The organism is Paenibacillus sp. LS-5 (genome assembly GCF_056121505.1).
Genome location: NZ_JBWAVA010000020.1, coordinates 1 through 23,899, shown reverse-complemented (window position 1 = coordinate 23,899; position 23,899 = coordinate 1). Strand labels below are relative to the sequence as shown.

The 23,899-nt window shown below is 48.3% G+C and carries 20 protein-coding genes; 13 read left to right on the top strand and 7 right to left on the bottom strand.

Annotation, left to right across the window (positions count from 1 at the left end):
- Position 1: 1 nt before the first annotated feature.
- Together AC0MA3_RS22640 and sstT are read right to left on the bottom strand one after the other, a co-directional pair.
- Positions 2–424 carry a VOC family protein gene (locus tag AC0MA3_RS22640; RefSeq protein WP_379163103.1) on the bottom strand — a complete coding sequence of 141 codons (423 nt, stop codon included), beginning with the start codon at positions 422–424 and terminating at the stop codon, positions 2–4.
- 213 nt (positions 425–637) lie between these two features.
- The gene (gene sstT / locus AC0MA3_RS22635) at positions 638–1,867 is read right to left on the bottom strand and encodes a serine/threonine transporter SstT (protein ID WP_474657891.1); all 1,230 of its coding nucleotides are present in this window, start codon (positions 1,865–1,867) and stop codon (positions 638–640) included.
- Between the two features lie 274 nt (positions 1,868–2,141).
- Here sstT and AC0MA3_RS22630 point away from each other — a divergent pair, with 274 nt between their 5' ends.
- A complete protein-coding gene (locus AC0MA3_RS22630; protein ID WP_474657890.1) occupies positions 2,142–3,047 on the top strand; it encodes a GNAT family N-acetyltransferase in 906 nt (301 codons plus the stop codon).
- Between the two features lie 84 nt (positions 3,048–3,131).
- On the opposite strand, the gene AC0MA3_RS22625 is transcribed toward AC0MA3_RS22630, so the two are convergent.
- From AC0MA3_RS22625 to AC0MA3_RS22615, 3 genes are all read right to left on the bottom strand, one after another.
- On the bottom strand, positions 3,132–4,907 hold the full coding sequence (locus AC0MA3_RS22625; RefSeq protein WP_474657889.1) for an ABC transporter ATP-binding protein: 1,776 nt from the start codon (positions 4,905–4,907) through the stop codon (positions 3,132–3,134).
- Entirely contained in the window at positions 4,894–6,669 is a 1,776-nt protein-coding gene (locus AC0MA3_RS22620; protein WP_474657888.1) for an ABC transporter ATP-binding protein, read from the bottom strand. Before AC0MA3_RS22620 ends, AC0MA3_RS22625 begins: the two co-directional genes overlap by 14 nt.
- Positions 6,670–6,817: 148 nt before the next feature.
- Positions 6,818–7,807 carry a DUF4003 family protein gene (locus AC0MA3_RS22615; protein WP_474657887.1) on the bottom strand — a complete coding sequence of 330 codons (990 nt, stop codon included), beginning with the start codon at positions 7,805–7,807 and terminating at the stop codon, positions 6,818–6,820.
- Positions 7,808–8,002: 195 nt separating this feature from the next.
- Here AC0MA3_RS22615 and AC0MA3_RS22610 point away from each other — a divergent pair, with 195 nt between their 5' ends.
- The 6 genes from AC0MA3_RS22610 (at position 8,003) to AC0MA3_RS22585 (ending at position 15,083) form a co-directional block, all read left to right on the top strand.
- On the top strand, positions 8,003–9,556 hold the full coding sequence (locus AC0MA3_RS22610; protein ID WP_474657886.1) for a glycosyltransferase family 39 protein: 1,554 nt from the start codon (positions 8,003–8,005) through the stop codon (positions 9,554–9,556).
- Between the two features lie 2 nt (positions 9,557–9,558).
- Entirely contained in the window at positions 9,559–9,870 is a 312-nt protein-coding gene (locus AC0MA3_RS22605; protein WP_474657885.1) for a hypothetical protein, read from the top strand.
- 269 nt (positions 9,871–10,139) lie between these two features.
- A complete protein-coding gene (locus tag AC0MA3_RS22600; RefSeq protein WP_474657884.1) occupies positions 10,140–11,162 on the top strand; it encodes a LacI family DNA-binding transcriptional regulator in 1,023 nt (340 codons plus the stop codon).
- A 380-nt stretch (positions 11,163–11,542) separates the two neighbouring features.
- Complete coding sequence (locus AC0MA3_RS22595) at positions 11,543–12,790, top strand: PTS ascorbate transporter subunit IIC (protein ID WP_474657883.1); 1,248 nt, start codon at positions 11,543–11,545, stop codon at positions 12,788–12,790.
- 24 nt (positions 12,791–12,814) lie between these two features.
- Positions 12,815–13,162, top strand: coding sequence for a cupin domain-containing protein (locus AC0MA3_RS22590; RefSeq protein ID WP_474657882.1), 348 nt, complete (start codon positions 12,815–12,817; stop codon positions 13,160–13,162).
- A gap of 223 nt (positions 13,163–13,385) precedes the next feature.
- Entirely contained in the window at positions 13,386–15,083 is a 1,698-nt protein-coding gene (locus tag AC0MA3_RS22585; protein WP_474657881.1) for a hypothetical protein, read from the top strand.
- 78 nt (positions 15,084–15,161) lie between these two features.
- On the opposite strand, the gene AC0MA3_RS22580 is transcribed toward AC0MA3_RS22585, so the two are convergent.
- Both AC0MA3_RS22580 and AC0MA3_RS22575 read right to left on the bottom strand, forming a co-directional pair.
- Entirely contained in the window at positions 15,162–15,725 is a 564-nt protein-coding gene (locus tag AC0MA3_RS22580) for a GNAT family N-acetyltransferase (protein ID WP_474657879.1), read from the bottom strand.
- 345 nt (positions 15,726–16,070) lie between these two features.
- Positions 16,071–16,952: a LysR family transcriptional regulator gene (locus AC0MA3_RS22575; RefSeq protein ID WP_379163065.1), complete on the bottom strand. Its 882-nt coding sequence runs from the start codon at positions 16,950–16,952 to the stop codon at positions 16,071–16,073.
- Positions 16,953–17,051: 99 nt separating this feature from the next.
- Here AC0MA3_RS22575 and zwf point away from each other — a divergent pair, with 99 nt between their 5' ends.
- The 6 genes from zwf to AC0MA3_RS22545 all read left to right on the top strand — a co-directional run.
- Positions 17,052–18,563, top strand: a complete 1,512-nt coding sequence (gene zwf / locus AC0MA3_RS22570; RefSeq protein ID WP_474657878.1) for a glucose-6-phosphate dehydrogenase — start codon at positions 17,052–17,054, stop codon at positions 18,561–18,563.
- A gap of 39 nt (positions 18,564–18,602) precedes the next feature.
- Complete coding sequence (gene fsa, locus AC0MA3_RS22565) at positions 18,603–19,271, top strand: fructose-6-phosphate aldolase (RefSeq protein WP_074113640.1); 669 nt, start codon at positions 18,603–18,605, stop codon at positions 19,269–19,271.
- A gap of 36 nt (positions 19,272–19,307) precedes the next feature.
- Positions 19,308–20,726 (top strand): NADP-dependent phosphogluconate dehydrogenase, encoded by a 1,419-nt coding sequence (gene gndA, locus AC0MA3_RS22560; protein ID WP_474657877.1) that lies wholly within the window; start codon positions 19,308–19,310, stop codon positions 20,724–20,726.
- Positions 20,727–20,884: 158 nt separating this feature from the next.
- Positions 20,885–21,247, top strand: a complete 363-nt coding sequence (locus tag AC0MA3_RS22555; protein WP_474657876.1) for a YciI family protein — start codon at positions 20,885–20,887, stop codon at positions 21,245–21,247.
- The gene (locus AC0MA3_RS22550) at positions 21,247–21,732 is read left to right on the top strand and encodes a VOC family protein (protein ID WP_474657875.1); all 486 of its coding nucleotides are present in this window, start codon (positions 21,247–21,249) and stop codon (positions 21,730–21,732) included. The genes AC0MA3_RS22555 and AC0MA3_RS22550 overlap by 1 nt, the downstream gene beginning before the upstream one ends.
- 814 nt (positions 21,733–22,546) lie before the next feature.
- The coding region (locus AC0MA3_RS22545) for an InlB B-repeat-containing protein (RefSeq protein ID WP_474657874.1) at positions 22,547–23,899 on the top strand (1,353 nt) is incomplete at its 3' end.

Below are 23,899 nucleotides of genomic sequence, written 5' to 3'. Positions count from 1 at the left end.
TCTACCTATCAGTCTGTTCCGTCATAAGTCCCCAGCGAATCCCAAACCTATCGACCAGTGAAACCATACAAGAGCTATAGGTCGTACTGCATAACGGATGAATGATCGTACCTCCAGCCTTCAACACTTCGTAGGCCTTTTTTACCTGAGCGGCAGTATCAAAGGTGATCGTAAGGAATAGTGAGGTGCTTGCCGCTGGATTCCGTTCTAATTCATCGGATAACATAAGACGCTGCCCTCCGAGATAAGCCTCAGCATGATACACGTAACTTTGTTGTTCTTCTGTTAATTCGATATTCCAGTCATGCTTGTTAGCGTCGGTATAATGCAATATGAAGTCAATTCTGATGTCAAAAGCTTGCTGATATAGTCTGATGGCTTCTTCGCATTCTCCATGGAAATGTAACGTAGGGGTTATAATCATTGCTTCGTCTCCAGTCGTAAGGGATCTGCAGTTAATCCGAATCCATTCTAACCACGGTGCTCTAACCCTATCTTAGACGCCGAATATAAGAATTGCCATAGGCACATTAGAGCAGTTTGTAGATCCCAGGGAACAGGAAGTTATATCCATTAACCGGGACAAAAAAAGCAGAAGACCCAGTTTGGCGGGCCTTCTGCTTTTAATATATTCTTCCTACACATTAGTCACATATTCCGTGCCTTCTTTACGATTCTTTGCATATTCAGCGGTGGCGGTGAATAGTACATCCGAAGATGAATTCAGCGCGGTTTCAAAGGAGTCTTGCAGAACACCGATAATAAAACCTACCCCCACGACCTGAATCGCAATATCATTCGGGATGCCGAATATGCTGCATGCCAGCGGAATGAGTAATAGGGACCCTCCGGCAACACCAGAAGCACCTGCAGCAGCTACTGCGGATAGAACACTAAGTACAAGCGCTGTACCGAAATCCACTTCAATGCCAAGCGTATGCACCGCTGCGAGCGTTAAGACGGAAATGGTAACCGCTGCACCAGCCATATTAATCGTAGCACCTAAAGGAATGGATACCGAATACGTATCGGGGTCGAGCTTCAATTTTTCACATAATCTCATGTTGACGGGAATGTTTGCAGCCGAACTTCGGGTGAAGAATGCGGTAATGCCGCTTTCCCTAAGACAGGTGAACACAAGCGGATATGGATTTCTGCGAATATTCACGTATACAATCAACGGATTTACAACAAGTGCCATGAACAGCATACATCCAACCAGAACAAGAAGTAACTTCCCGTAATCGAGCAAGGAAGAAAGTCCATTTGCTGTAATGGAATCAAACACAAGTCCCATGATTCCTAGCGGTGCCCAGTTGATGACCCATTTGACAATCTGGGATACGGCATCTGAAAAGTTGGTAAGCAAGGTCTTGGTATTGTCATGGGCATTTCTTAGTGCAACGCCAAGCAGGAGAGCCCAAGCCAGGATACCGATATAGTTGGCACTGAGCAGGGCATTTACCGGGTTGTCGACCACTTTGAACAGCAGTGACTTCAGTACTTCCACAATCCCATCAGGTGGAGTCAGGTCGGTGGCCCCTTTTACCAGTGACAAGCTTACCGGAAAAATAAAACTGGCAATAACGGCAATCAGTCCCGCCAGGAAAGTACCTACCCCATAAAGGACAAGAATCCCTTTCATATTGGTTTTTTGGCCTTTTTTGTGTTGAGAGATGGCGGACATTACCAGGAGCAGGACCAAGAAGGGTGCAACCGCCTTTAGTGAAAATACAAATAAAGAACCAAAAAGAGTGATCCCTGTTGCATCAGGAACCAATAAAGCCAAAATAACACCAACGATAATTCCGATCATGATTCTTTTCACCAAGCTCATCCGGTTCCACTTATGCAGTACTGTTGTCATGTATTCCCTCCGGGTTCATTGTGGAAATATAACGGAGCCCAGCCGAGGCTGTTAAGTGGCTTGTTAATATTTTTGTTAGTTTATCATGAAAATTGCCGACTGTGGGCGTGTGGAAAGAATTGTACTAGAATAGTCACTTTAATCATTTAAAACATTAAACCGACATATCATTCGAGCCTGTAAAAGATGCCTATACAATAACTATACCTTGCTGAATTCCGCTTACAGGCCCACAATTTACCTATACTCTTTTAACAGGGGATGATCTTTGTAAATGAACGACTTTATTATTCGGCATCTGCTGGAGACCGATGGGGAGCAAATTGAAAGACTGGACTGTATTCTTAATCTGCTGGTGCGTTATCATGGCGATCTGGATAAAAGAAATATGTTCTGCGCGGTTAATGGGGATGAGGAGATCGTAGCCGTGGCTTATCTGATGGAGCATGATACCTTTCATGCGGTCCGGCCGGCGGAGGACAGAAGCTTTATCCGCTACCTGACCTGTGAGATTACCTTTGCGCAAGGTAAGGAGGATGAACGTCTCAAGGATGCTCTGACCGCTGCATTGATTGAACGGTCGAGAGCAATCAAAGCGGAGTATCCGGATAAACGTATTGTGATAGCCCAATATATAGACGCAGATAATATGAACGAATTGAGCTATTATCTTGCGCACGGATTTACGATCTTTAATACAATTGTGGTCTTCAAATTTGATCTGGAGCGGGAGATTCCCCGTTATCCGTTACCAGAAGGGATACGGGTGATACCTTATGCGCTGGATAACAATGAGTCTCTGGAGAAGTATCACCAGGCGGAGCTTGCTTCCTTTGACGGCGTGGCGTGGAGCATGAACCATTTGAGATGGATGCAGGGGGCGCAGGAAATGGTTAATTTCTGTGCGTTTCACGGCAGCGAGCTGATCGCTAATACCTCTACATGGAGAATATCTGAGGAGAGAAGTGCAACGGAGAATGTGTTTGTCATTCCGGAATGGCAGAAACATGGCGTCGCCCGGAGCATCATCTGCACCGCGCTGGATCACCTGAAAAGGCAAGGGAAAACCATAGCTACCCTGGGAACTCACGGGAATAATCAGAAGGCCATCCGCCTCTATACGCAGATTGGCTACGAACTGTTCGGATTCAGACTGACGGTTGGCTACGAAATCGATTAACCGGGCCGCAGAATCCAATGAATACAGGAAGACCCCGGTTCCAAGAACCGGGGTCTTCTTCTGCTATGGTAACTTTTCTGTATCTCAGGCTTCCATCTTTTGCGCAGAATACAATCTGTAATACAGGCCTTTGCGGGCTATCAGCTCATCATGTGATCCGCTCTCCGCAATGCCTTTGTTCGAGACATACATGATGCGGTCGCAGTTCCTGACGGTGGACAGCCGGTGCGCGATAATGAACGAGGTTCTTCCCTTGAGCAGTTCATTCAGGCCCTTTTGCAGCAGCCGTTCCGTCTTCGCATCAATGGAGGAAGTCGCTTCGTCCAGGATGAGAATCCGCGGATTGGCGAGCAGTGTTCTGGCAAAAGAGATGAGCTGCCGCTGCCCCTGTGACAGCTTGGAGCCGCGCTCATTGACCTCGGTCAGATAGCCCTGGTCAAATTCTCGGATGAAGTCGTCGGCACAGACCGCTTTGGCGGCAGCGATGACTTCTTCTTCCGTGGCATCCAGCTTCCCGTAACGGATGTTGTCCAGAATGGTCCCGGAGAAGATGAAGCTGTCCTGGAGCATAATTCCCATCTGACTGCGCAGAGACTTCAGGGTGATCTCAGAGATATCCTGTCCGTCGATCAGAATTCTACCTCCGGTCAGGTCATAGAAACGCGAGATCAGATTGACGACCGTTGTTTTGCCGGCACCTGTCGGTCCAACCAGGGCAATGCTCTCCCCGGGTTTGACATCGAAGGAGATATTCTCCAGGATGTTGAGCCCCGGATCATAGGCAAAAGTCACATTATCGAAGGTAACCCGGCCATCAACGGGCGGAAGCTCCAGTGCATCAGGAATATCGCTTACGGTAACCGGCTCATCCAGTGTCTCAAAGATACGCTCCAGATAGGCTACAGCATTGATGAAGTTGTTGTACAGGTTCGAAAGGTTCAGAATCGGCTGCCAGAAGCGGGCGGCGTAGCTGCTCATAGCCAGAATGACGCCAAAGGTTACATCCTTGGGATCCAGAGTTAGCAGACCCACCAGGAAAATCAGAGCTGTAACGATGGTGGACAGGTTATCTACCGAAAAAGGAATCAGCATATTGTAAGATACTGCACGCATCCATTCCTTGCGGAAATTGCCGGACAGCCGTGTGAATATCCCTTCATTCTGCTGTTCGCGGGAAAAGATCTGTGTCACACCAATACCGGTAATGCTCTCCTGCGTATAGGCGTTCAGATTGGAGCTTTTGTTAGATACGGCCTGCCAGGCACGTCGCTGCCGGGTTTTGATCAGCAGCATGATGCCCAGGAATACAGGCAGTCCTGCAAGAATGACGAAGGAGAGTCTCACATCCACGGCAAACATGAATGCGGCGATAAAGATGAGATTGACGATCTCCAGAATAAAGTTGATAATCCCGTTCGATAACACATCCGACACCGCATTGACGTAGTTCACGACCCGGATCAGGATTTTGCCCTGCGGACGGTCGTCGTAATATTTGAAGGGCAGCTCCTGCAAGTGTGCAAACAAATCCGTGCGGATGTCAAAAATAATATCCTGCCCGACGCTCGTCATAATCCTCGAGCGGATGGTAGCCAGAATGACGCTGACCACGATGGTCAGCAGCATCAGCAGTGACCACCATAGCAAGTGAAGCTTCTCTTTGGCGGGGATCGTAACGTCAACGACATGCTGCATGATCAGCGGGGCTGACAAGGCGATGGCTGCCGAGAGCGCACTTAGGATAAACGCCACAATCATCGGTGTCTTTTTCCGCCGGATATAGACCATTGCACGGCGGAAGTGCCTAATGTCAAAAGGAGACTCCAGATTCTCGTCGACGTCGAATTTATTCCTGGCCATGAGCCATCACCTGCCTTCCAATACCCTCGTTCTGCAGCATAAACACATCATAATAATAGCCCCGCTGTGCCAGCAGTTCGGCATGGGTGCCTTCTTCGATCAGTCGTCCGCCATCCAGGATGAGGATCCGGTCCGCTTGTGCAGTGGTAGATACCCGCTGCGCGATGATCAGCTTCGTGCAGGGATAATCCAGCCCGCGTAGACTGTTCTGGATGTGCTCCTCCGTCTCGAGATCCACCGCGGAGGTGGTATCATCCAGAATCAGGATGGACCGCCGGACGGCCAGGGCGCGGGCGAGCGCAATGCGCTGCTTCTGCCCGCCGGACAGGCCGACGCCGCGCTCTCCGACCACGGTATCATACCCTTCAGGCATACGGACAATGAAATCGTGGGCGGCTGCGAGTCCGGCATAGGCTACAACTTCATCCTCCGGAAGCTCGGGATTGCCATAGGCAATGTTTCCGTCGATGGTATCGGAGAACAGGAGAACATCCTGGGTGGCCATGCCGATATTGCCGCGCAGCTCGTCAAGCTCCAGCTCGCGGACGTCAACACCGTCTACCAGCACACGCCCGCCGGATACGTCATAGAAGCGGGGAATCAGATTGATCAGTGTTGTTTTGCCTGATCCTGTTGAGCCCATAATCGCAATCGTCTCGCCAGGTTCCACCGTGAAGCTGACATCGTCCAGAACGGTTGCCGTGTCGTATTTGAAGGTGACATGCTCAAATGTGATCCGGCCTTCATAACGGCGTGCGGTGAGGGCATTATGTTCGTTAACAATAGCGGGCCGGGCGTAATAGATCTCTACGATCTTGGTCAGGCTGGCGAAAAAACGCTGAATGTCATTGATAATAATGCCGATATTGCGCATGGGGTTCGATATAGCCCAGACCAGCGACGAGAAGGCTGCGAACTCTCCGAAGGTGATCCGGTCATTCATCAGGTACAGCCCGCCGACCAGCAGCAGGATGACGTTGAAGCCCTGGGCGAAGGTTTCCAGATACGGGAAGTAATCGAGCCATACCAGTGCTGCCTTTTTGTTCGCTGTGGAAAAGTTGACGTTCTTTTCGCTGAATTTCTTAATCTCATACTCTTCGCGGGCGAATGCCTTAACTACCCGGTTGCCTGAGATGTTCTCCTGCGTGGTTGTGTTAAGCTGGGACAGCCGCTCACGCAGATCCACATACATGGGGCGTACGTGCTTGGCAAATATGTAGGCTACAATGAAAATCAGCGGTGACAGGGTGAGCATCCACAACGTCAGCCCGGGGTCGATACTGAAAAAGTAGATGACGGCAGCCGCGAAAATTGTGAGCGATTCAATGATCGTTTTGAAAATCCAGGCCATGGAGTGGCGGACCATGTCCAAATCCCCTGTCATCTTGGTCATGAGATCGCCGGTGCGGTTATGGTCGTAATATTCCCGGTCCTGTCCTTGAATCTTGTTGTACAAATAAATGCGGACGCGGTACAGCATGTTCTGCGACGAGCGCTCATATTGCATAGTTGTAAAATAAGCCAGTCCTGTGCGCAGCAGGGAAAAGCCGATCATCCCCAGGACGAGCGCGATGAGCAGCCCGCGCTCTGTCGTCAGATTCTGTACGGCATCGTCTCCGGCTATGAACGTATCGACAATACGCTGGCTGAGGTACGGATTCACAATCGTCAGACTTGAGCCCGCCACCGATAGGCATAGCGCCATAATGTACCGAGCCCGGTTTCCCTCCAGATTCTGCCACAGCCATTTCAGTTCAAACATTTGATCACCTGTTTCTGCATGTTCTTTCCTCCTTGCCATGAAGGAGTGAATAAATCAAAGTGATTATAACACTTACATGCAGCCAGCAACGGGAATTGAGAAATTTTCTGTTACAATCGATTGAACTTTTGAATGCGCAACCAAAGATTTAACTTGAACTTGAAGAGGCAGCAGCAGCCGATGCGGCAGCGGCCGCTGCTATAGCGGTTTGCTGGGCAATTACAATGTTGGTAAGGCTGGAGGAGAGCATCGTGGTGACTACGCCGCTTTTGGCTTCATCTACGTATTTGAAAGCTACCATAGCAGCCGACAGCAGGAGCAGTTCCTGCTTCGTAATGGACCAATTGCCAAAGCCCTTTTGCGTGCGCAGATACTCATAAGTCTCCGAGACATCGTTCACGATGTCCGCCTCGCTGCAGGGCAGCAGCGATAAGACGCCAAGGGAGGACAGGGTGTATTCTTTATCCAGCCGCAGCCCTCTGGCGCGGAAGGCATCGCGCAAAGTAAGAACATGAGCCGCTGTATCCGAGGAGTCTTCCCCAAGAACCAGCACCTGCGTCAGCGCCTGTACGCTGTTACCGGACAGAAACTCAGGCTTCAGAGCTGCATAGAGCTGTTCCATGCGAGCCACACCGTTATGAATGTCGATATCGGAGAGGCCAAGCATGGCAGCGAAGATATAATCATCCTGTCCTGTAAGGAAACGGTGGTGTGCTTTCATGCTGTCGTAGAATGCTTTTGCCCGTTCAATGGTCCGCAGGTATTGATCTGGTGTAGTATTCGCTGCGATCTGATAGGCGGCAACGACGAGATAGTCAGAGGCTCTGAACTTGGCATCCTTAAGCATTTCATAGATAGCCAATGCGTCTATGAGCTGTCTCTCTTGATCTGCAGCCAGTGAGAGCAGGGCAGCAATGCTGATTGCGGTAGTGCCTCTAAATGAAGAGAAGCTTCCGGTATGTTCTTTAATCAGTTCAAAGCTGGCACGAATCGCGTCACTGTCGGCTATTTTGTTCTCGGCAGTATACAGCAGTGCCGCCAGGCGGTTGACCTGTGCGTTTTTCCAGGCAAATCCTTTTTTGACTCTCTGGGCGTTCTCTGCAAACAATTCAAGCCTGGCCGTATAGGGCTCTTTCATCGGATACACTCCTTATTTTAGACTGTGTGAATAGCATATGATCTCCTACGTAAGTTCTTTCTCCGCCGTTCCGGGTCTATCCTGCGAGATTTCATCTCACATTCAACTGATTTTCAGATTGGACTATTATACTTCTTCTATATATCAAGGCATGTGATGAAAAGAACACTGACACTGCCGCTAGGGAGGTTGTCCATGGTAAAGGGAATTCAACGAACATTGTATGTCATGCTGTCTTTAGGGATAAGCCTGTTTATCGCGTCCTCCTTTTTTCTCCGTGCGGAGTATAATTATTTTGCATACGGTGACGTGCCTATTCTGGAACAGCAGAAGCTGGTTCTGTATATTGTACTGATCGCTGCCGTTCTTGCCTTAAGTTTCGTGCTGTATAGAATGTGCCTGAAGCTTGATAAGTACAGCCCGAAGATCATCATTCCGGTGACGCTGCTTTTTTCCTGTGCCATCCAAGTCGTGATCATCTTCCTGTTTACCCGTATGCCGACAGATGATTCGCAAACGGTTCTTTCCCTGGCGATGGATATGCTGTACCAGAAGGATTACTCTTCTTTTGACACCAGTGGTTATCTGCATATGTTCCCGTTCCAATTCTCAATGGTTCTGTATCTGAAGACGCTGCTATATCTGTTCCCGGATAACTATCTGGTGATCAAAAGCTTCAATATCCTGTTCTCGATGGTCACTACGCTAATGGTCTACTTGCTGTACAAAGAGCTCAACACGACATCCAAGCGGAATGACTACGGCGTCCTGGTCTTTGCCGCCACTTACATTCCTTCATTGTTCATGAGTAATCTCATCTATAACGACGTGATTGCCACCGCTTTTCTCACAAGTGCCTTATATTGTGCTGTAAGATTCATCAGGACTACTTCGCTGAGGGATATCCTGTTCGCAGCGATTCTGCTGGCGGTCGGGAACTATTTCCGGAGTATTGGCGTCATTGTTCTGATTGCGGTGCTGCTTACCCTTCTGTTTCACATGCGGACCCTTGGGTTCACCAAGCTCATCATCGCGATAGGTATAACGGCACTTCTCTTCAATGTTCCGGCCTGGACGCAAAATGCTGTGCTTCAGGGAACAAATATTGTAGAAGAGCCGGTTAATACAAACTCAGCGCCTGTCTACATGTGGCTGAATATGGGGATCAATCTGGAGACTTTTGGCTTCTGGGATAACCGGGAAAGCTACAGTATTTATCAGCAGGATGCGGGCTATAACAAGGCGGAAAGTACGAAGCTGTTCAAGGAATCCATCGCAGATAAGCTCTCTGCCGCCACAGCAGGCGAGTTAGTGAATATGTATTATAAAAAGCTGATATGGACCTGGACCGAGGGGACGTACCAGATGGAGCGGTATGGGATGGGCAATGAAGGTTCGTCTAGTAATGGCGGAAGAATGAACTTCATCATGGACAGCTATGTCTACAATACGTTTGCTTCGGACTGGTTCAAGGGAGATTCGGATGCCAGAAGAGGATTGATCTGGATGATGTATGTCCTGAATATGGTGATATACGCTGGTATTCTGGTCCGGCTGATCGGTGGAATAAAAGCTGGGCGGTATACCGAGACCCCCCTGATCCTGGTGATTCTGGGGTTCATCGGATTCTATCTGCTCTGGGAGATCAAGTCGCGGTACATATATCCGGTGTATCCGCTGCTGATCGTATTTTCCTATATGGGATTTAAGGATGTACACGATTATATATTCAGAAAGAAGGTGTCATAAGGATGCGGACCAAGAGAAGGGATTTCGCCGTGCTGCTTGTAGTACTTAGCTGTTCCATGGTGCTTGTCTCCTGTGACGCCATTACCGCCCAGCAGATCACCAATACAGGCTCCGGCTCCAGGATGAACGGATTCCCGGGAATGAATGGCGGCACATTTAAGGGTGGAGGCCGGGGGGACGGTGGTTTTCCTGGTGTGAACGGCGGTACGCCAAGAAACGGCGGGACGCCAAGAAATGGCGGTCAAGGGACGGACGGCGGATCAAGTGGCGGAACAACTGACGGAACAACTGACGGATCTACCGGAACCCGGTGAACGTGTTTTTTCCACTTTCTGAGTTTTCTTCGAAAGCTTGTGAAGAGTGCCACCGAATGGATATGGATCCACCTTGCTTCAATTACCACACTACCTGATTACGTTCAATGAATACTCAGCTTCTAAGGTGAAATTATGCATGGGAAGCCTAAGGTATCCCGCTGGAGCCGTCCCTTGTCCAGATAAAGACATGCCCTGCGAGAAGGTATATAATACAGTAGAACTCACAAGTAGGGTAACGGATGGCGTTGCAGGAGGTTGAACGATCGATGGTAATCACGATGAAGGAGGTTGCGGAACGTGCAGGGGTGTCGAAGAGTACGGTTTCGCAGTTTCTAAGCAAAAGATATAACTATATGAGCCTGGACACCAAGCGGAAGATTGAGCAGGCGATTGAAGAACTGAACTACATACCCAATGAGGTGGCACGAAGTCTCAAGCATAAGAAGACATTCATTGTCGGCGTGATTTCTTCCACCATTTTATCGAAATTCACTACAGAAGTTGTGCGTGCGATAGAGGATGAATGCCAGCTCAAAGGGATCCAGGTCATTGTCTGCAACACCGATGATGATTCCCTCAAAGAGAAAAATTACGTCCAGTCGATGATTGCCCGGCAAGTGGATGGGCTGGTCATTTTTCCTACGGAGGAGAACAAGAAGCTGTATGTATCCCTGGTCAAGAACGGGTATCCCTTTGTGTTTGTGGACCGGAAAATTGATGATATCAGCGTTGATACGGTGCTTCTTAATAACGAAAAAGCCAGCGGGCTGGCTGTCGAAACCTTTATTCAGCATGGCCATAAGCACATTGGAATTATCACCTTCCCTCTGGGTAAAAAGACAATCACCACACGTATAGAGCGGCTGTCAGGTTACCGGAAGACGATGAAGCAGAACGGTATCCCTGTGGATGAAGGTTATATCAAAAACGGCAAGCTGGAAGAGATGCCAGCCCTTATCGATGAGTTGTTTCAAATGGAGCAACCCCCGACGGCGATCATCGCCACCAATGATATGATTCTGGAGCAGGTGCTGATCTATGCCAAAAACAACTCGCTAAGCATCCCCGATGATTTTTCCCTGATCGGGATTGATGATGTATCTTTTGCGGCTTTTTATAACCCGCCGATCACTACCATCTCCCAGCCCACCTTCGAGATGGGGAAGAGAAGCGCCCGGCTGCTGCTGGACAAAATCGACCAGAAGGAACAGGAACAGGAGCACCCGTCTGATATTATCCGTTTGGACCCTACTATCAATCATAGAGAGTCAGTACGAAGGTTAACTTGAGTGTTCTCTCTGAAACGAATACCGCCCCGTTAGGAGAGGGAGCCGTTTCTAATTGTCTTTTTGGAAACGGTTTTATTTTTCCTATTGCAAAATGGAAATTCCACGTTATAATGATCCTATGATTCGAGTCATGAATACCCTTGCATTCCCGGATACTCCTGTTTTTAACAATGATAGCGCTATATATGATCAGAGGGGAGGACTCTTGAGCTTAGAGGATTATATTTTTGAGCTTGGTTGTGATTTTGTTCACAATATTAGGTTTACGGTTTGTCTGTGACTCCCTGAGCGGGTGAAAATTTTTTGGATTGTTACTAAATCGATTTAGTAATTCGAAATTACAAAATAAATTAAGAAAGTAGTTGGAACACATCATGCATATGTTTATGAGCATTATCAGGGAACCATCCATTATTATTGCGATTGTAACACTGCTTGGTCTTCTTTTTCAGCGTAAATCAGTGCCTGAAGTCATCACCGGAACAACCCTTTCCTTCATGGGCTTCACCATGATCAAGGTCGGCGGCGGGATTCTGGGGGGAGTGCTAACCAATTTCAGCCAGATTTTCTCCTACGCTTTCAATCTCAAAGGGGTTGTACCGAGCAACGAAGCGATTATGTCCCTGACCATTGATCAGATCGGTGCGGATGCGGCACTTATTCTGCTGTTCTCCATGATTCTTAATATCGTGCTTGCACGGGTAACCAAATTCAAATACATTTATTTGTCTCTTCACCTCGTTCTGTTCATGAGCTTTGCAGCTACTGCAGTAATGAAGGGCCTCGGTCTTAGTTCCGTAGTTACGATTATCGTCGGTTCGCTGGCGATCGGCAGCTATATGGCGGTGTTCCCTTACCTGCTCCGGAATGCCAGCAGAAATATCATCAAGTCAGATGAATACACGATTGCCCATGCTTCCATGATTTCGTACATACTCGGTACATACCTGGGCAAAGTCTTCGGAAACAAAGACAATGACACCGAAAATGTCAAAATCAATGACCGGATCAGCTTTTTGCGGGACTCCAATGTGGCGACTACGCTGACCATGCTGGTGCTGCTGCTTGTATCCGGACTGGTTGCCGGACCTGACTATGTAACCAAATTAGCGGATGGAAAAGAATATATCGTCTTCATCCTTGAACAGTCTGCCATCTTTGCGGCCGGGTTGTATATCGCCAAAGCGGGTGTTAAGCTGTTCACAACGGAAATTGTCCCGGCTTTCAAAGGATTCTCGCAAGTGTTTGCTCCAGGCGCTATACCAGGCGTGGATGTATTGGTTCTTTTTGACAAAGCACCCAACTCGGCACTGGTAGGCTTCCTGACCAGCTTCTTCACTGGCGTAGCCTGTGTTTTCCTTTTCCCGCTTGTGGGCTTGCCGGTTATTGTTCCTGGGATTATGGCCTGCTTCCTGGCCGGTGGTGCGGCTGCGATATTCGGGAACTCCAGCGGTGGTTTCAGAGGGGCTATCATTTCAAGCTGTCTCAACGGATTCCTGCTCTGCCTGCTGCCTGCGCTGACCCTGCCGCTGTTTTCTTACTTGGGAGCCGAAGGGGTAACCTTCGCAGATCCGGATTTCACTACGCTGTCTGGTGTACTGTGGGCTATTTTTCATTGGTTTAACTAAATCGATTTAGTGGAGGAATTGTTTATGTTTTTCAAAGATCAACAGATTCAGACAGATATTGTCGACAGCAATACTACTCGTAAAGTCCTGGCGCATAGCGAGCAGATTATGTATGCCAAAGTGATGTTTGCCAAAGCTCAGCAAGGGGAGATACCGCTTCATAAGCATGTCCATGAGCAGGTAACCTATGTGCTGAAGGGCAGCTTTCAATTTATGATCGATAACGGCGAAACCCAGGATGTGCAGATCGTCAAGGAAGGCGACACTATTCACTTCCCGTCCGATGTTCTGCATGGCTGCATTCCGCTGGAGGATGACGGCATCCTGCTGGATGCATTTACCCCGGCACGTGCGGATTTCCTGAAGAAATAGTAGATGCGTGAGAAGAGAAGTATGAGAAGATACGTATGAGAAAATACGCCGTACCGTTTGATCAGTGTCAGAGGCTGATGAAATTGGACGGCGTTTTTTTGTTTTCCGGTAGGGTAGAAGGTTCCAGATTGGGGTGATCTTGTGCTGCCGGACAACCGATATAGAGGATATGGGAGCCGAAACGTCTTCTGTAAATCGAATAAACTCATGGAGGAAATGAAGGATGAAAAGGTTTTTCAGGTTACTGCTGGTCCTATTATTGGTTGCACCAGCACTAAGCAGGCCAGCGTTTGCCGGCAATACGGTGCAGGCTGTGCTGACGGACAGCAAGACATATTTTAATGGAGAGGAGCAGTCGCTATACGGCTTCAACATAGCGGGCAGCAACTATTACAGTCTGCGGGATATCGCCAAGCAATTATCGGGAACGGCTAGTCAGTTCGATGTGACTTGGAATAAACAGCAGAACGCAGTAGAGATTGTAACAGGACGGGCCTATACGCCTGAGGGGTCAGCCAACAGCAGTTATTATAGCCGCAGCAAAAAATACATAGCCTCACTCTCCGCTTCCAAGCTCCTGGTCGATGGAACGCAGCAGCAGATTACAGCCTATACGATTGGGGGCAGCAATTATTTTCAATTAAGAGATTTGTCGGGCAAGATTCCATTTGACGTTGAATACGACAATCAAGCCAATCGGATATCGGTCTTCTCGAAGATTCCTGACAATGCCTATCGGGTGAAAACAGCGTTTGCCGCCAAGGATAACGGGGAAACTTCCGATTTTCCAAGATGGAAAAGTCCGGTCACCTCATACCTGGTCAATAACCAGGATCAGACGGTGAGTGTCATAGAGGCCAATAAAGAGATTACCATTGAAACCTACAATGAGAAGTATGACTTGATGGCCAGCAACAAACTGGCTTATGAGCTTCCGTTGTTCGGGGCTTTTTATAGCGGCGCGAAATATAACTATATCGCTTTTGGGCAAGAGAATAAGGAAGAGAACAATGATAAAGAAGTGATTCGTATTGTCCGGTATGATAAAAGCTTCAATCGGATCGACAGTGTCTCTATTAAAGGCGGGGAGAGCTTTACGATTGAACCTTTTGAAGCGGGTTCCGGCCGGATGGCGGAGTACGGGGATACCCTGGTGCTACACACCGCACGTAAAAGATACACCACATCCGATGGATTGAATCATCAGTCCCAGCTTACGATTATGGTGAATACATCAACCATGAAGGTGACCAATGATCTGGGGCGATTCCAGAAAAACCATGTCAGTCATTCCTTCGATCAGTATGTATTGTTTGACGGCAGTACCCAGGTTCTTGTGGATCATGGTGATGCTTATCCCCGCTCGGTTGTGCTGCATAAAGGAGACGGTAACAGCTATAGCGAGGTAGATTTGTTTGAGATTCCAGGTAATATTGGAGCGAATTGTACAGGGGTTTCTATCGGCGGATTTGAAATGTCTGCGGGCAGCTATATCGTTGCCATGAACAGCGTGGACCATTCTGCAGTTACGGAATATACCTCATATGAGATGGTAGGACTGGAGATTGACCAGCGGGATATCATACTTAGTGTTCTCCCCAAGGCCAGTATGTCCAGTGCTTCTGTCCAGCACATCACTTTGGCTAAATATGTAGGAACAGACAAGATCGCATCGATCCCTAAGCTGGTTAAAATCTCGGAGGACAAGCTGATGGTGCTATGGCAGGAATTCGATAAGGAAGGCAAGCCAGGCGACCTGAAATATGTATATGTTGATGGCAACGGGCAGGCCACAGGAGGTATCCAGACCCTCGCGCATTTTGCCTTATCTGAGACCAATCCTATTATTGTCGGTGGTGAAGTTGTCTGGTACACCAACAACCAAGGCAGCCGGTTATTTTACTCGATTCCGTTGAAATAATGCGGGAGGCGCTTGATATTAGAATCGGCATTCAAACTGATCAAAGTTTGAGTGCCGATTTTTTTTATTATGCTGATATTAATCCTTATTCTTTTTTAGATAATAATTATCAAAAGGTATAAAGGGGTTATCCTTTAGCTTAATAAAATGGTTATCCTCTACGGCTTGAATTCTTTCGATATCATCTGTTGTGACTTTCGTAACAATATTGTCTATCCCAAAATCTATGTAAAAATGATCAGTTACTATTTGTAGAATCTCGGAAAAAATGGCCCGATCCTCAAAGGATGAAATTATGTCAATTCTCAGAATGCCTGATTGGCATACACCATCCAAAAACCTAGTTGTATTAGGGATGGGTGCTAATTCAATGGTTCCAATTACTTTATTTAGCTGCTTGTAACGTACACTCCATCGAATAAAAAATCTGGCGTCGAATTCTTTATTCCATGCATTAATCCCTTGTCTAACATTATCTATACTGGGACAATCCCATTCGCCGCCACAATTATCATTATTCATATGGCCTTTCGTTATCGGGTCGGAATAACATTCAAAAAGGTCTTTTGCATCTTCTTCTTTAACCTTTGTGAATACTAAATGATCGGTTTCATAGATTGGACAATGTTCAAATGGATTCATAATATTCATCTCCTTGAATCACCTTCCCCAGTAATGTAGATCTTTATTTTAGAACATTTGTTTGTATTTATCAATGTACAATACATTATTTTCATATTGAGCTTTTCCAATAGAGCGCATAGAAGGAACTGGGTTTTGAGTGTCTTTTAAGGAAGGATGAGGTTCTTTCGTTCTGGTTCATCGTCCAAGGATGAAATCGTACGGGAATAACGGTAGAAATGCCGTTGTTGAAGCCCTGAGGGCGGGTTTGCGGTGAAATAACGGCAGAAATGCCGTTGTTGAAGCCCCTGGGATAGGGTTGCGGCTTAATAACGGCAAAATGCCGTTGTCCATGCCCCAACCATCCTACTTCGTAAGCTCAATAAACTTGCTTGCGGCGGTCGTCAGCGGCATGTTGCGCATGGTCATCATGCCTACCTGGGCAGGGGGCAGCTGCACGTCGAGCTTAATCTCGAAGAGGGAGCCTTCTTCCAGCTCCTTGGACACGAATTCACGGGTGACGAAGGAGATGCCGAGTCCCTTGCGAGCGAATTCGATCAGCAGGCCAACGCTGCCGACCTCGAATTCAGGCTTCAGCTCGTAGCCGTAGCCCTGGAACAAATCTGTGATTGCCATACGCGCCCGGCTGCTGCGGGAGAAGAGGATGATGGGATACTGAAGCAGCTCCTCGATAGAGAGCACCTTCTGATTCAACTCCGCATAGTGGCAGCCTGCGATGAAGCAGTCTTGCAGCTGAAGCCCCTGCCGCACTTCAAGCTGGGGATCAGAGATGGGCATGCGAACTACTCCGAGATCGACGAGCCCTTCTTTTAAATAGGAAATGACTTCCGGTGTGGTTCCATGGATCAGATGCAGCCGGATGCCGGGGTAACGCTGATGAAAGATTTCAATAAAAGGCAGCAGATAATGCTTGAACAGGGAGTCACTGCCGCCGATACGCAGCTCACCGTTGTCGAGGTTCTTGAGCTCAGTCATCTTCTTCTCGGCTTGGGTGATCAGAATGTGCGACTGCTCGATATAGGAGTACAGGGTGGCGCCTTCCGGAGTCAGGGTGACACCTTTGGAATTCCGGGTGAAGAGATTGAGGCCAAAGCTGTCCTCCAGTTGCTTAATAGCATGGCTGACGCTCGGCTGGGTAATATAGAGGGATTTGGCGGCTTGGGTCAGGCTTCCGGTCTTGGCAGCCCAGTAAAAAACCTTGTACAGTTCAAAATTGTTCATAGACATGGTCTATAGCTCCTGTGAAATATATTAATTACTTGTATGGGTCGTATTTGTATTATAGTGTAACCAGGAAAGTTAAACCAGAGCAGAAGGAGAATGGAGATGGAGGCAACCACATTTGTTTTGTTTGGAGCGACAGGAGATTTAGCCCGAAGAAAAATCTATCCTGCGCTGTATAATCTGTTTCTCGATCACAAGCTGCACCATTCATTCTCTGTGATTGGTCTTGGAAGAAGAGAAGTGGCTGATGAAGCCTTTCAGACGATGGTAGAGCGGTCGATCCGGGACTTTTCCCGGCGGGAAGTAAAGGATTCCGCATCCGTGCGCAGCTTCCTGAAGGCCTTCCGATATAATGTGCTGGATGTCGGGCACACTGAGGATTATCTCAAGCTGCTGCAGCGCGTTGAACAGCAGGAAGTGGGTATGGGGAAATCCCCTAACCGGATGTTCTATTTGTCCGTTGGTCCTGAGTTTTTTGAACCGATTGCCTTGAATATTAAAGAAAGTGGTCTGGGTGCCGCCAAAGGCTGGAAACGTCTGGTCATTGAAAAGCCCTTCGGCCATGATCTGCAGTCTGCGCAGGAGCTAAATTTGAAGCTGAGTGAAGCTTTTTCGGAGGATGAAATTTTCCGGATCGACCATTACCTCGGCAAACCGATGGTGCAGGAGCTGGATGTGTTCCAGCAGACGAATCCGGTGCTTCATGCCCTGTGGAACAACCGTTACATTGCCAATGTGCAGATTACCGCAGCGGAAACTGTGGGCGTGGAGGAAAGAGCGGGCTATTACGATCATGTGGGTGCGCTCAGAGACATGTTCCAGAATCATATGCTGCAGCTGCTCATGATGCTGGCCATCCGGCTGCCGAAGGACAGCTCTGCAGAAGAGGTCCGTTTCAAGAAGAAAGAAGTAATGGAAGCACTGCAGCCGCTGAAAGAAGCAGATGTCCAGTACAATGTGATCCGTGGGCAGTACAGTGCAGGCTCTATACAGGGTAAACCGGTCCCAGGCTATACCTCTGAACCGGGAATTGCAGCAGGATCTAAGAACGATACTTTTATTGCAGCCAGACTGCAGATCGATGATCCTTTCTGGAAGGGTGTTCCTTTCTATATCCGGACCGGGAAAAGGATGAAAGAGAAATCGACACGCATTGTTATAGAGTTCAAAGAGCCGCTCAAGCAGAACTCGTCAGCGGCTGAGGATGATATCCCTAATCTTCTGGTGTTCGAGATCAGCCCGAACGAAGGCATCACCCTGCAGCTCAAGGCAAGAGATCCTCAGCACAAAGGAAAGTTCAAGGCAATGCACATTGATTTTCATACCAGCTCTATTGAAGTGCCGGAGGCTTATGAAAATCTGATATATGATGCTTTGCATGGAGATCCGTCGTTTTTCGCGCATTGGAATGAGGTGGAGTTGTCCTGGAAATGGGTGCAGCCGATCCTGAATGCTTTTGCCCAAAATACCGTTCCCCTGTATCCCTATGCTGCAGGCACGTTTGGCCCCGCCGAGTCGGATCAGCTTCTGGCAAAAGACGGGCATCACTGGTGGCTCGACGCTGCAATTGAAGAAGAAATTGAACTTTCTTTGCCCGATGCTTCAAATTTTTAATACTGTAATTCATTCAACTAAAAATGGAGGTTTGTGAATATGAAATTTTTTATCGATACGGCTAATGTGGAAGACATCCAAAAGGCATACCAGATCGGCGTCCTGTCCGGTGTTACCACGAACCCATCCCTGGTCGCTAAAGAAGGCGTGAAGTTCGAAGACCGCATTGCAGAAATTCTGCGTCTCGTGCCTGAGGTGGAGTCGGTATCCGCCGAGGTTACACCAGATGCGGTTACGGCTGAAGAGATGATCGCACAGGCTAACGAACTGATCAAGATCAATAACAACGACAAGAACATTACCATTAAGCTTCCGATGACGCTCGCAGGTCTGGAAGCCTGCCGCTACCTTACCAAAAAAGGTGTAAAAACCAACGTAACCCTGATCTTCACTGTGAACCAGGCGCTGCTCGCTGCCCGTGCAGGAGCTACCTATGTATCGCCATTCCTGGGCCGTCTGGATGATATTTCGGAGGATGGAGTCCAGTTGATCGTGAAAGTCGCTGAACTGTTCCGTATTCATAACTTGGGCGCGCAGATTATCGCCGCATCGGTCCGCCATCCGGATCACGTAACCCGCGTAGCGATGGCTGGTGCGCATATTGCCACTATTCCATTCAGCGTCATTGAGCAAATCTCCAAGCATCCGCTGACTGATCAAGGACTTGAGAAGTTCGCCGCCGACTGGAAAAAAGCACCGCAGGTCTAATACGGTCCAGCACATATATAGGGAGGTCTATTAACGATGGGTAAACAGCAGATTGGTGTGGTCGGTTTGGCCGTTATGGGCAAGAATCTGGCCTTGAATATGGAGAGCAAAGGGTTCTCGGTGGCCCTGTACAACCGTTCCCGTGAGAAAACGGATGAGCTGCTTGCAGAAGCAGCCGGTAAAAACTTCGTCGGTGCTTACAGCATCGAAGAGTTTGTTGAATCTCTGGAGACACCGCGCAAAATCATGATTATGGTCAAGGCCGGCAAGCCGACAGATGATACGATTCAGCAGCTGGTGCCGCATTTGTCGCCGGGGGATATCCTGATTGACGGCGGGAATGCCTTTTTCCCGGATACGCAAAGACGGAACAAGGAACTGCAGGCCCAAGGCTTCCGCTTTATCGGCGCAGGGGTATCCGGCGGTGAAGAAGGGGCGCTGAAGGGACCGGCGATTATGCCGGGCGGACAAAAGGATGCCTACGAACTGGTGGAGCCAATCCTGACAGCCATTTCCGCCAAAGTGGACGGTGATCCTTGCTCGACCTATATCGGTGAAGACGGTGCAGGACACTATGTCAAAATGGTGCATAATGGTATTGAATACGGCGATATGCAGCTGATTGGCGAAGCATACCAATTACTGAAGGATGTACTGGGCCTGGACACCAATGAATTGCATGAGATTTTCTCAGAGTGGAACCGCGGGGAGCTAAACAGCTATCTTATTGAGATTACAGCCGACATTTTCGCCAAGGCTGACCCGGATACCGGCAAACCGATGGTCGATGTCATCCTGGATTCCGCCGGACAAAAGGGGACTGGCAAATGGACCAGTCAAAATGCCCTCGATCTGGGCGTTCCGTTGTCCATCATTACTGAATCCGTATTTGCACGGTTCATCTCGGCGATGAAGGAAGAGCGCGTGGCGGCAAGCAAGCGTCTGAAGGGTCCTGAAGTTAAGGGCTATGATGGCGATGCCAAGGAATTCATTGAGGCGGTCCGCAAAGCGCTATATGCCAGCAAAATCGCCTCCTACGCCCAGGGCTTCGCTCAGATGAGAGTGGCTTCGGACGAGTATAACTGGAACTTGAGCTATGGCAGCATTGCGATGATTTTCCGCGGGGGCTGCATCATCCGTGCAGGCTTCCTGCAGAATATCAAAGACGCCTATGACCGCGACCCTGAACTCAAAAACCTGTTCCTGGACGAATACTTCAGCGGTGTAGTGCACAATTATCAGGAAGCCTGGAGAGATGTGGTTGCGATTGCCGTCAAAAGAGGAATTCCGGTTCCGGCGTTTGCCTCTGGACTGGCCTATTATGACAGCTACCGTTCCGAACGTCTTCCGGCCAACCTGCTGCAGGCGCAGCGGGATTACTTCGGAGCCCATACCTTTGAACGGCTGGATCAGCCGGGCAGCTTCCATTTTCAATGGATGGATAGCAACGAATAACATTCATTTCATTAATTATTTTATGGGTTAACCACGAGTCCGGACGTTTATGTCCGGGCTTTTTGGTGAAGAAAGAATGGAGCGGGAATCATCAGCAATCCAGAAGAAGTCCATGCCTTTGCTATGGACTATAATGTAGGAGACAAGGGGGCAAGCTAATGCATACATTCCTGTTCGTATTTCGTATGGATATCACCACCCCGGAAACGCAGCCTACACCGGATCAAATGCAAGCTTACATGGAGCAGTGGGGACAATGGATCGGCAGTCTTGCTGCACAGGACAGGCTTGCAGAAGGCGGGAATCACCTTTCTGCTGAAGGCAAAGTTCTGAGGCCCCGTTGCATAACAACGGATGGACCCTACACTGAGTATAAGGAATCCATGGCCGGGTATATCTTGGTTAACGCTGTGGATATGGAGGATGCAGTTCAGCTTGCGCAGGACTGTCCGATTCTGCTGGGTGAAGGGACCAGTGTAGAAGTGAGACCCATTGCCGGAAAATCCAGGAGGAATATATAATGCCGAAAATTGTAATGAATTTATGGTTCGATACGGAAGCGGAAGAAGCGGCGAAATACTATACCTCGATTTTTAAAAATTCCAGGATCTTGAATACTTCTTATTATGGAGAAGGCGGCAGACGCCCTGCCGGATTGGTAATGACGGTGACGTTTATGCTGGATGGACAGGTGTATACTGCACTTAACGGCGGCCCGGAGTTCAAATTTACGGAAGCGATATCGCTGATGGTGAACTGCGAAGGGCAGGAAGAGGTTGACGAGCTGTGGGCGAAGCTGTCTGAAGGCGGCTCGGAAGGACCGTGCGGATGGCTGAAAGACAGATACGGCTTGTCTTGGCAGATTTTCCCGACTGAAGCGGGGAGATTGCTTGGTGATCCAGATCCGGTCAAAGCGAAAAGAGTCATGCAGGCCATGCTCCAGATGGGCAAGCTGGATATTGCCGCGTTAGAGCGGGCTCGTGAGGGCAGCGGAGAACAACTCTAAGGAATGAACAACTGGAATGGAAGTGAACAGAGGGCTGTCCCGTGAGTAGAATTTTCTACGAACGGGGCAGTTCTTTTGCTTCAAAGCCGTAATTAGTGCTTGACGAAGTGACCAAAGGATGAAAATAGAAAAGTATCTGTAACAAAAAGGAAGTATACATCCCACCAGAACTGTCCACCCCACAGTTTTTCTTTACGGGATGACGGGCAAACATTTCTCTTGCCGGTACACCTCGGAAATCAAATCATTCCATACGTTTTGCTCAATTTTAAGGAAGATACTCCATAATAGGTATAGCGAACTTATCGGGTTTGATCTATCTTGTTAACAGAATGAAGAGATATGGGGGAAGGGTTAGATTATCTTGTAGGAATCGCTCGGCGGTTTAATCCCTCAAAATATATGAAAGGAATTTGTCGAAATATAGAAGGTGAAATCCAAGTACATAGAATTTACATGTATATATAACAGGATAAGGTGAGAAATTTTACCGAGCAATTTGGAAAAAAACCAAGTGTCAGAAGCAAGAAGTAGGGGGTTATGATCGAAGAGAAAGGCATCTAAATAACCCCCTTTAGGGGGAAACGGTAAAAATAGCTTGCGAAACCGCACCCTTAGGCGCTGCCCGAACCATGCCTCTTATAGGGGCTAAATCAAGCCACCCGTTACATGGGTGATACTTTGACTAACTTCAGTGGAGGTAATTATGGCTAATAATTTAAGGCAAAAAGCAAGAATTCACATTTCGCAAGTAAACTTTGTAAGGAAGGTCTTTATCCTCGTATTGGCTCTTATATTTGGAACGAACATGTTAATGATTGCAAATGCTGCTACCCCCATAACAGGTACTACAGATTTCAATAATGTTAGTGTATGGATTATTGAATCTGGATCGTCTACTGGTGCAGGACTAAGAGCTACTAATATTGATGGATATGATTTTCTGCTCAAGTCAAGTAGCGCAATAGATTGCTTCATTGCTGCAGAACCTCTAACAGGTCAAACCAATCTTATAGAGGGAATGAGCAATGATGGAAGTCCATTATCCTATATGGAAGTGTCTTCAAACAGCGGACAAATATTTGATCTTCAGTCTGTAGATATTGCAATGGCTGGTTCAAATACAGGATCAGGTGGAACTATTCAACTTATAGGATATCTAAATGGCTCAGCCGTTACTGGAGCAACGATGTCTCTGCCTGTTGCGGATGCAGTATTTGGAGGTCAACTTGTTACTTATAATGTGTCTTCCAATACTAAATTTGTAGGTATTGATAAGTTTCGTATCCAGACCGATGGATCTTATCAAGTTACCTATGCTTTCGGAATCGACAATATTAATGCGATTAATTTCAGAAACGCAAACACAGCACCTGCTTTTATTGGTGCAACAACCAGTTTGACCGTTAATCAAGATTCAGGTGCAACAGATATCAAAGGTCTGCTTCATGTAAGCGATATTGATTCCAGTCAGGTAGAGACATGGTCACAAAGTACGGCGCCAAATCATGGGACACTCAATGTCTCAAGCGCAACAGCAGTCAGTGGCAGTACTGATATTGCACCAGGAGGAACCATCACCTACACACCTGCCAGCGGATATGCAGGGACTGACAGTTTTATTATTCAAGTTAGTGATGGTACGTCAACTGCGACAAGGACAATTACGGTTACAGTGAATGCCAATCCGACCTACACCGTAACGTATAACGGAAACGGCAACACCGGCGGTGCAGTTCCGACTGACAATAGCAGCTATCAGCAGGGGAACACGGTGACGGTGCTGGGGAACACGGGAACGCTGGTGAAGACGGGCTATACGTTCGCAGGCTGGAACACTGCCGCTAACGGAAGCGGCACCGACTACGCTTCGAATGCCACCTTCAGTATGGGATCGGCGAATGCCACCCTCTATGCGAAGTGGACGGCGAATCCGACCTACACCGTAACGTATAACGGAAACGGCAGCACCGGCGGTGCGGTTCCGACTGACAGCAATAGCTATCAGCAGGGGGACACGGTGACCGTGCTGGGGAACACCGGAACGCTGGTGAAGACGGGTTATACTTTCGCAGGCTGGAACACTGCCTCTAACGGAAGCGGCACCGACTACGCTTCGAATGCCACCTTCAGCATGGGATCGGCGAATGCCACCCTCTATGCGAAG